Origin of the sequence: Caproiciproducens galactitolivorans (assembly GCF_029266045.1) — a bacterium.
GTDB classification, from domain to species: domain Bacteria; phylum Bacillota; class Clostridia; order Oscillospirales; family Acutalibacteraceae; genus Caproiciproducens; species Caproiciproducens galactitolivorans.
In genome coordinates this window covers 74,636-82,068 of the sequence record NZ_JAJUFJ010000014.1, presented here as the reverse complement: position 1 = coordinate 82,068, position 7,433 = coordinate 74,636, and the positions used below count along the sequence as shown (strand labels likewise).

Below are 7,433 nucleotides of genomic sequence, written 5' to 3'. Positions count from 1 at the left end.
GCTTTTCCCAGCCTCCTGCGTATGTACTCCCGGTTGTAATGGATCCGGGCGCCATCCGCGTCCATACGGTGGGTTTTAAAGATCAGCCGGTTTATGCCGTACAGGAGCGTTCCAAAAATCAGCACGGCGGTGCCGATGATAACAAGGTAAAGCAGAATGTCAATTATCGCGGTCATAGTGTAGCCTCCTGTTCTGGTTCGTAGGGTTGATTCAGCCAATCCAGCAAACATTGACAGCAATTTTTATCGTCGGAGTGATCGCAATCAATTTCATCCATACCCATTTCATTAGGACACGTGAGCGTTACGGCGAGTTTTTCATTACTCATGCTGCGGATTAAGTCTCCATTCGTCAGCGGCTTGTTTTCTGGGTCTATGCGACGCAATACTTCTAGCACAGCCACAAAATGCTGTTTCTGCTCAGTTAACTCTGCTTGCAATGCTGGGGAACAATCTGAAATGATTTCGTCAGATTCATGGACGGCTTCTTCAAAATAGGCGATTGCGGCTTTAATTTCTTGAGGTTTCAGCTTTTTCATTCCTTTTTCGCCCTCTTTCTGATTTCCAGTTGCACCGCTTTCAGACGGGTTTTGTTTGCGAACGGATGTGTTCTCAAATATTCCTCGGCTTTGGTTAATTCATCGTTACCTGCACGTCCGAGAGTGCTGATGAAGTTGCAATCCGTCGCCGGAATTGTAATTAATGCTTGGTAATTATCAGTCATAGGCTTTGCTCCTTCTTGTAAATATTTCCTTGCCGTTATAAAATTATGAAAAAGGAGATGGCTTTTAAAATGATGACATACGATCAATATAAATTGTTAAAAAGAATATCTAAGCATTCCGGTAAGGATGAGAATTTTTATATAAAGCGTTACGGAAAGAAAATACAAAGGACTTTTGAAAAGGCTCGAGATTCTAATTTTGTAGATTATGAAACTACGGGGTTTAGTAAATGGGGCAACGAATATATTTGTGGAATGAGGGCCGAATATAATAAAGTTTGGATCATATGTGATCGGGGAGAAAGAGCATTTGATGAATATAAAGAACATCTGCACGATCTATGGTCTGGCCGAATTTTTTCAATCATTGTTTCAGTTATTACGGCAATCTTAAGTTTCGCCGGAAGTATTATTTTCCAGATTTATTTTCATAAAAGTGTTTAACTTCCTGACTGAAATGCTCGCAAAAAGTTTTTATATCCTGCTCGTCCAGCCCTTCGTTCTGCAACTGGTGGAGAATCCGCTCCACGGTTTTCTGAATGAAAAAGTGATAACTGCTCCAGTCCTTTATTTCAGATTTGCTTCCATCTTTATCGATTAATATTGCTTTTGGAAAATCTTTGTCTTTCATTGGATCACCTGCCCTTCTTATGATATTGCTTCCTATCAGTACCGGACAATTTGTCCTGTACTGAAAACCGGTTCAGTCGCTCTTTGTGGCGGTCATGGATTTTACGGATGGCATCGCTAGGGTCTCTGAATATCCAAGCGCGCAGCCAATTTGTTCACGAGTCATAAAAAACTCATTTTTTCCGTTCCCTTAGTTATGTAACTTTACGTTGCTTGGCTTCTTCCTCCATATCTTTCTTGAACGCTTCAAGAGTAAGCCTGGCAAATTCGCGCATCTTTTCCAGCGATATAGCGTTTACATTAACATGTTCTTGCATGTTCTTCACTTTCCCATTCGGCGATGACTTTATCTGCCTCAGAGAGCACCAACTCGGACTTAGGCGGGTTCTCTACGCCGTGTATATAGCGAGAAAATTCCGACTGTGCTACTTTAATTCCGCGCTTTCTGAGTGCAATAATGACATCTTTATGGTGCTTACCAAGCTGCACAAGGCGTACTGGAATGTTGTAATTCAATTATTTAGCCTCCTTTCCAAACAGCTCAAAAACTTTCTTCCGGCCTTTTTCGTTATACATGAATGTGGGTACTTGCTTTGGTCCGTGTTCCGATTTTGACAGGACGGTCATGCCGTATTCATCGGTTTTCAATCCCGCCGCCGTAGCCCGTTTCCCAACTGTGATGCGATTACTGCCGACTTCTTTCGCTAATTCCCCAGCGGAATAGAGTTTGCCACATTCCGGACGGTAGTCAATTTTCTGTCCGGTGACTTCTTCAATAGCGGTCAATCCAAAAACCTGTGCAGCAATCGCAGAAAGCTTTTTGTCACCGATGGTTTGCATGATCGTTTTCAGCGCGCGATTTTTTGCATTCATCAGCATTGCATGAGCGCGTTCCTGCTGAATCTGCAATTTGAGGGATTCATCAGCTTGTCCCTTACGGAAATATGTATTGACGAGTTGACGCTGAACGTCCCATGCAAGGTCGTCGGTAAACGACTTGACAAGCATCAGGTAGCCGGATTCGGTGATAAAAGCGGTGCCGCGATTGTTAATACTGCTTGATTCAATCCCGGATGTACGTTTTTCGTACTTCCGAAAATCAGATGGCTTTACGATGAAATAATCTGTTCCTTCAACAAGGTGATGACGGTTATCGCTAAAATTTCTCCGTGCTGTTCCGTCCGGTCTGCCGTGGCATTGGTCGATGTCCTTAAAAGTAACAACACGCTGACCGCGGTATTCTTTGACGGCGACTTCTGCACCGCCGATTTTGACAAGACTGCTCATAATCAAACTCCATTTCTTGAAAAAATTTCCTTTTCGATGTAGAATCATGGGGAAAGGAGGCGATTTTATGCCAGTAGCAGTTGCTTATTGTAGTTCCCCATCTTGTAAGCATGCTGATTATTTTATTCCAGAAAAAGGTGAAACCCCTCAAAAATACTGATAGTGCATCGTTTCGGGTTTCTTTTCAAATTTATCCACTCTCTTTCCCTCCTTTCTTAGGCTTGTCCGGGGTTAGGTGTTTGCTCTGCGCTGGAAATTCGCTCCCGGATTTTCAGCTTCATATATTCCCGCCGCGACTTGCTTATTACCGCCAAAACTGATACAAGCGAGGCATTCGGGATTCTGACATTCAAACATCGTTACGCCGTGGAAACATTTTTTCATTACTTGACTGCCACAAAACGGGCAGGTTAATTCGTTCATTGAAACCCCTTCTTTCTGTGGCTTGGTAGGGATAGACAAGTTTATTCGGCTGCTCCGAATTCTTTCAACACTATATAGCAGGCTTGCAATACTTGCGGAGCTTGCTTAGCAGTATAAACTCCATTGAGAATGTCTGAAAAATGCGGCTCGTGAAGTGTTGAAAATCCGCGTTTTTTAACTTCCTTTAGCAACCATCTTTGCGTTTTAGTTTTGTCAGTAAGTTGTAATTTTGACAGCATTTTTCTGACTTGCAAAGTGGACACTTGGTTCAAACCGATGCCTCCTCTCTGAAAATAATTCCATTGGTAAACCAAAGATAAAACTTTGCTGTTGGAACTTTGAAAGCCCTGTTTGCCTTATTTCTTTTTTGCCATGCCATTCCGAACGGATAAGGTGATTTTTCTAAATATGCCCTTATGCCGTCATCATCGCAGTCTAAAAATTTGGCGATTACCGAAATAGGAACAGAAAGTGGGTTCTCTTTTACAATTTGGTTGAGTTCTGCGATTTTGTTGGTCACTTCTGGTGGAGTAGAAAGATTCAAAAAATTCGGCACAATATCATTCCTTTCTAAAATTTTTATTAAAGAAACCTCCTTTCTGCCCTTGAAACTCGTTGACAAAAAGCAAAATAAATGTATAATATTAATGATCTAGGTTAATATTATTGTTTGTCCGCTTTTTGAAAATTAGATTCAAAAGGCTGTTGTTTTTGTACTCATTTTATTTATCAAAATGATTATGGCTATATTATATCTCGGTGTTTTACGAAATTCAATGGTTTTTTCGTAATTTACCGAGATTTAGGTATATATACAACTATTATTCTTCTGGAGGTATTTCAATGGATATTTTCACCAATAAAATACTCCCTTTGTTTGACAGATCTGGGAAGTCTGATATGGAGCTAGAACGAGAGATTGGGTTACCGAGGTCAATAATTTACGATTGGCGTAACGGTAGAAGCAAATCATACAAAAAATATCTTGTTGAAATATCTAATTATTTTGGTGTATCCGTTGAAAGCATTGCAGGTAACGAGCAAAAAAATAAGCTCCCTGCCGAAGCAAGGAGCCTATCAGACATTGAGAATGAAATATTGAGTATATTCCATACCCTTCCAGAAGATAAGAAGCAGGCATTTATAACTGTTGCGCGATCTTTAAAATCTCAGTCAAAAGATAAATAGCCGTTTTTATTGGATTCTTTGAATCTTCAATGATTTTCAGCAATTCTTCATCATTCATTTTTATTACTCCTACTTAATGTATTCACGACATGCCGTTATTCATATATTAGCACTATTACATAAAAATTCAATTTAAAATTACTAAATTATGGAGATTATATAAAATACACTCCCTCCTATCGCGAATGGGAGGGAGTGTATTACCATCAGCAGGGCTGACGATGCGTAAATCGTATAATTATTATATCCGCTCAGCCCTCCAAAATCAAGGAGGATTATATGAAAAATGCAGTAATTTACGCAAGATACTCAAGTGATGCTCAAAAAGAGACAAGTATTGACGATCAGATTAGAGATTGCAAAAAATTTGCTGCTGGCAACGGCTATAAAATCGTACATATTTATCACGATGATTGCGTAACCGGCAAAACGGATGACCGCGATCAATTTCAAAAAATGCTTTCTGACAGCACAAAGGGATTCTTTGACACCGTGATTGTGTGGAAACTTGACCGATTTGCGAGGAATCGAAACGAAAGCGCAATTAACAAGGTAAAACTCAAAAAGAACGGAGTAAAAGTAGTTTCCGCAATGGAGCACATACCTGACGGGCCAGAGGGAATTATTCTTGAATCCGTTTTGGAAGGTATAGCTGAATATTACATCTATGATTTAATGGAGAAAACAACAAGGGGGCGCATGGGCGTGGCACTTCAATGCAAGCATACAGGAGGCCGCCCATTATTGGGCTATAAAGTAAATCCAGACAGAACTTACGCTATCGACGAATACAATGCCGAAACTGTCCGACAGATATTCCGCATGTATGCGAATGGCGCGTCTTATTCAGAAATAATTGACGAAATGAATCGGCAAGGAAGAAAGACTGCTGCCGGAAAAAGTTTTGGGAAAAACTCTCTCCATGAGTTATTAAGAAATGAGAGGTTCATTGGAATATACACCTACAATAAGATTCCGTCTGAGAACGGAAAGCGAAACAGCCATGCTTCAAAGCCCGATGATAAAATTATCAGAATTCCCGGGGGAATTCCAGCGATCGTCTCTATGGACGAATGGAACGCCGTACAGACAAGAATGCAAAAAAATAAGCATACTCAAGCAAGCCATAAAGCAAAGATTGAGTACCTCTTATCAGGAAAGATATTTTGCGGCGAATGTGGCGGCGCAATGGTAGGGCAAAGCAGCGGAAATCATGAAAAGTATTCCTATTATGAATGCAGTACTAAAAAGCGATTAAGAACTTGTCACAAGTCTAATGTTAAAAAAGAAACAATCGAAAATGTAGTCATTGATTACACGATTAATTATATATTATCCGAAAAATTCCGCGAAAAAATAATAGACCTTGTATTGCAACAAGATGATGAAAAGCAAAAAAACATACAGTTGATAAACGGACTAAAAGAAAGAATACGGCAGAATCAGAATGAAATAGATAACATCATCAGAGCAATCAAAGCAGGAATATTTTCTCAGTCCACAAAAAACGAATTGGAGAAATTGGAGAGTGAAGCAGAATTATTAAAGGATCAGTTGCTTGAAGCTGAAACGATGCAATCTCCAGAATATACGAAAGAAGCTATTTCTGCTTGGCTTAGTAAAATAGCCGCGAGAACAAAGAAAAGCGAAAACGAAAACAAGTATTTGCTCTATTCATTCGTTTCTGCGGTTTACGCCTATGAAGATGGAACGGTTAAGGTTGTTTACAACTTAGGCGACAGCGAGCAGAAAATAGCTCTTTCGGATATGAATGGTGCGGGTGACAGGACTTGAACCTGCACGGTTTTGCCACAAGAACCTAAATCTTGCGTGTCTGCCAATTCCACCACACCCGCGTGCACAAGCTATTATACCGTAACAATAGCTTTAATGCAAGTATTTCTTATTTTCCTAAAATTCCCTGTTCCAACATGGACTGTGCGGCAAGCATGGCCCCGAGGCGACCGCTGTGGTAGTTCAGCCCGCCCTGCATCCAGGCAGCGTAGGGCTCCCTCAGCGGAGCATCCGCGGAAAGCTCAATGGAAGCGCCGAGCGTGAACGCGCCCGCCGCCATAATCACCTTACAATCGTAACCGGGCATGTCCCATGGCTCCGGCGTAACAAAGGAATCCACCGGCGCGCCCTTCTGCACGCCCTTGCAGAAGGCAATGAGCGCTTCCTCCCTGCGAAGCAGGACGGCCTGAATAATATCCGCGCGCGGCTCGTCGTATTTCGGCGTTACCTCATAACCGAACAGGCTGAACAGCGCCGCTGTAAACGAAGCGGTTTTCAGCGCTTCGCCGGTTACATGCGGAGCATGAAAGGCACCCATGAACAGCTCGCGGTTATTCCCCAGCGTCGCGCCGATTTCTCGGCCCGTCCCAGGCGTAGTCAGGCGGTAGGAGCAGCTTTCCACCAGATCCTTCCTTCCCGCGATATAGCCCCCGGTGGGCGCAACGCCGCCGCCCGGGTTTTTAATCAGCGAACCGGCCATCAGGTCGGCTCCCCGCCCGACCGGCTCGACGGTCTGGACAAATTCGCCGTAACAGTTGTCCACCATAACGATACAGCCCGGCGCTTTCTTTTTTGCAATCTTCGCGATTCTTTCAATATCCTCCACAAAAAGGGAAGGACGCAGGCTATATCCGCGCGAACGCTGGATATAGACCATCCTAATTCCCGGATTTACCCGTTTTTCAATTTCCTCATAATCCGGCGTTCCGTCGGCCTTCAGCTCCACCTGCTCGTAGCGGACGCCAAACTCCTTCAAAGAACCGTTTCCGTCGCCGGTGATGCCGATAACGCCGCCAAGGGTATCATACGGAATCCCGGTAACGCTGAGCATAGTGTCGCCCGGGCGCAGAACGCCAAACAGCGCAACTGTAAGCGCGTGAGTGCCGCTGACGAAATTATGGCGCACCAGCGCGTCTTCCGCTCCAAACGCGGTGGCATAAACCTGATCCAGCGCGTCGCGGCCGCGGTCGCCGTAGCCGTAGCCGGTAGAGGCCGCGAAATGGCTTTCGCTGACGCCCGCCGCGTTGAACGCCGCCATCATTTTCTGCTGATTATAGTCGGTAATCTCTTCGATACGCTCCAGTACGGGCGCGATTTTCCGCGCCGCTTCCTGTGCAGCATCCTGTATTTTCTTATCAATTTTAAAGTATGGATAGATCATTATATTC

The 7,433-nt window shown here is 43.3% G+C and carries 12 protein-coding genes and 1 tRNA gene; 2 read left to right on the top strand and 11 right to left on the bottom strand.

The window, feature by feature from the left end:
* Positions 1–172 precede the first annotated feature (172 nt).
* The 9 genes from P9B68_RS10420 to P9B68_RS10380 all read right to left on the bottom strand — a co-directional run bounded on the left by P9B68_RS10420 (position 173) and on the right by P9B68_RS10380 (position 3,619).
* The gene (locus tag P9B68_RS10420) at positions 173–538 is read right to left on the bottom strand and encodes a hypothetical protein (protein ID WP_277668994.1); all 366 of its coding nucleotides are present in this window, start codon (positions 536–538) and stop codon (positions 173–175) included.
* On the bottom strand, positions 535–723 hold the full coding sequence (locus P9B68_RS10415; RefSeq protein WP_277668993.1) for a hypothetical protein: 189 nt from the start codon (positions 721–723) through the stop codon (positions 535–537). Before P9B68_RS10415 ends, P9B68_RS10420 begins: the two co-directional genes overlap by 4 nt.
* A gap of 409 nt (positions 724–1,132) precedes the next feature.
* Positions 1,133–1,354, bottom strand: coding sequence for a hypothetical protein (locus P9B68_RS10410; protein WP_135660525.1), 222 nt, complete (start codon positions 1,352–1,354; stop codon positions 1,133–1,135).
* Between the two features lie 193 nt (positions 1,355–1,547).
* Entirely contained in the window at positions 1,548–1,670 is a 123-nt protein-coding gene (locus P9B68_RS10405) for a hypothetical protein (protein WP_277668992.1), read from the bottom strand.
* Positions 1,654–1,869 carry a hypothetical protein gene (locus P9B68_RS10400; protein WP_277668991.1) on the bottom strand — a complete coding sequence of 72 codons (216 nt, stop codon included), beginning with the start codon at positions 1,867–1,869 and terminating at the stop codon, positions 1,654–1,656. The genes P9B68_RS10405 and P9B68_RS10400 overlap by 17 nt, the downstream gene beginning before the upstream one ends.
* Entirely contained in the window at positions 1,870–2,640 is a 771-nt protein-coding gene (locus P9B68_RS10395; RefSeq protein WP_277668990.1) for an ORF6N domain-containing protein, read from the bottom strand.
* Between the two features lie 231 nt (positions 2,641–2,871).
* On the bottom strand, positions 2,872–3,063 hold the full coding sequence (locus tag P9B68_RS10390; RefSeq protein WP_277668989.1) for a hypothetical protein: 192 nt from the start codon (positions 3,061–3,063) through the stop codon (positions 2,872–2,874).
* Positions 3,064–3,104: 41 nt separating this feature from the next.
* Positions 3,105–3,335 (bottom strand): hypothetical protein, encoded by a 231-nt coding sequence (locus tag P9B68_RS10385; protein WP_277668988.1) that lies wholly within the window; start codon positions 3,333–3,335, stop codon positions 3,105–3,107.
* On the bottom strand, positions 3,332–3,619 hold the full coding sequence (locus P9B68_RS10380; RefSeq protein WP_277668987.1) for a hypothetical protein: 288 nt from the start codon (positions 3,617–3,619) through the stop codon (positions 3,332–3,334). Before P9B68_RS10380 ends, P9B68_RS10385 begins: the two co-directional genes overlap by 4 nt.
* Positions 3,620–3,906: 287 nt before the next feature.
* Here P9B68_RS10380 and P9B68_RS10375 point away from each other — a divergent pair, with 287 nt between their 5' ends.
* On the top strand, positions 3,907–4,251 hold the full coding sequence (locus P9B68_RS10375; RefSeq protein ID WP_277668986.1) for a hypothetical protein: 345 nt from the start codon (positions 3,907–3,909) through the stop codon (positions 4,249–4,251).
* Positions 4,252–4,530: 279 nt separating this feature from the next.
* Positions 4,531–6,045, top strand: coding sequence for a recombinase family protein (locus P9B68_RS10370; protein ID WP_277668985.1), 1,515 nt, complete (start codon positions 4,531–4,533; stop codon positions 6,043–6,045).
* Here the strand turns inward: P9B68_RS10370 and P9B68_RS10365 are convergent.
* Both P9B68_RS10365 and P9B68_RS10360 read right to left on the bottom strand, forming a co-directional pair.
* Positions 6,024–6,107, bottom strand: a tRNA-Leu gene (locus P9B68_RS10365). The two genes, P9B68_RS10370 and P9B68_RS10365, sit on opposite strands and share 22 nt — an antisense overlap.
* 47 nt (positions 6,108–6,154) lie before the next feature.
* On the bottom strand, positions 6,155–7,426 hold the full coding sequence (locus P9B68_RS10360; protein WP_277668984.1) for a methionine gamma-lyase family protein: 1,272 nt from the start codon (positions 7,424–7,426) through the stop codon (positions 6,155–6,157).
* Positions 7,427–7,433: the final 7 nt, after the last annotated feature.